The sequence below is a fragment of the Porphyromonas sp. CAG:1061 genome, assembly GCF_000435035.1.
Taxonomy (GTDB): domain Bacteria; phylum Bacteroidota; class Bacteroidia; order Bacteroidales; family Porphyromonadaceae; genus Porphyromonas_A; species Porphyromonas_A somerae.
The window spans coordinates 1-1,210 of the sequence record NZ_HF988817.1 but is presented as its reverse complement, the minus strand read 5'-3'; the positions used below and the strand labels follow the sequence as shown (position 1 = coordinate 1,210).

Annotated in this window: 1 protein-coding gene; it reads left to right on the top strand. The window is 54.8% G+C overall.

The annotated features are described in order from the left end of the window. Nucleotides 1–142: 142 nt before the first annotated feature. Entirely contained in the window at nucleotides 143–1,123 is a 981-nt protein-coding gene (locus QVO39_RS00270) for a glucosaminidase domain-containing protein (RefSeq protein ID WP_021902517.1), read from the top strand. Nucleotides 1,124–1,210: the final 87 nt, after the last annotated feature.

Below are 1,210 nucleotides of genomic sequence, written 5' to 3'. Positions count from 1 at the left end.
GAGTACATCAAGGAGAGTAACCACTACCCACGCATGGTAAAGGCAGGAAAGGAGGGGGCACTCGACTTCTGTCTCACGATAGATGCAATGGAGGTGCTGCCGATTACGGAGCTGGAAGGAGAAACGATCAAACTGGTTCGCCATGAGTAGATCGGGACAACTTACTTCACTACTGGCATGCTTTGCTCTACTGCTGGCGAGTTGTGGCACGAGCAAGACCACGCAAGTGACGCTCCCAAAGGTGCAGGGCAATAATGCCTACAACCGCTATATTGAGCAATATGCAGGTATTGCATTGGAAAACCAAAAGAGCTATGGTGTGCCCGCCAGTATCACGCTCGCCCAAGGACTGCTAGAGAGTGGTGCGGGACAAAGTCGTCTCGCCACGGGTGCCAATAACCACTTCGGCATCAAATGCCATAGGTCATGGCGAGGTAGTCGTACTTTTCACAATGACGACCGCCCGAATGAATGTTTTCGTGCCTACGACCGTGTGGAGGACTCCTTTAGGGATCATGGGCAGTTTCTCCAACAACCTCGTTACCGCTCCCTACAGCGACTTGACCCCACGGACTACAAGGGGTGGGCTAGAGGTCTGCAACATGCGGGCTACGCCACGGACCGAGGATATGCCAATAAGCTGATCAAGATCATTGAGGATTATCAGCTCTACCTCATCGATGAGGGCAACACCTCTCGTCGCTATCAATATGCACAGAAGAGCACCCCAAAGAGGGAAGTGCAGAAGAAGCCACGGCCTGAGCTACCCACGACACCGGCAGGCGAACGGGTGGGCTACTTTAGCTATGGACTCCTATATATATTAGCAGGAGAAGATGATTCGCTCAGTGCGATTGCTCGCGACTTGGGTATGTCGGAACGAAAGCTAACGGAGTACAACGACCTCCCAGCAGGATACCCGCTCGAGAAGGGGGATATCATCTACCTGGAGCCAAAGCATAAGCGAGCCACCCCACCCCACTTTGAGCACCGCATACAGGTGGGTGAGTCGATACACCGTATCGCCCAGACCTATGGCATCCAGCTCAAGTCGCTCTACCAGCTCAATAACCTCACGCCCGAGTACCTCCCAATGGAGGGCGACATCCTCCGCCTACGGTAAGTAGCGGGGGTGGCTAGCGGGGGTGCCTAGCGGGGGTGCCTAGCGGGGGTGCCTGTATCGGACAAGTCGGACAGGTCGGACGAGTCA

Coding starts and splice junctions, on each gene's coding strand:
- QVO39_RS00270 (WP_021902517.1), top strand. CDS start 143: ATGAGTAGATCGGGACAACTTACTTCACTACTGGCATGCTTTGCTCTA.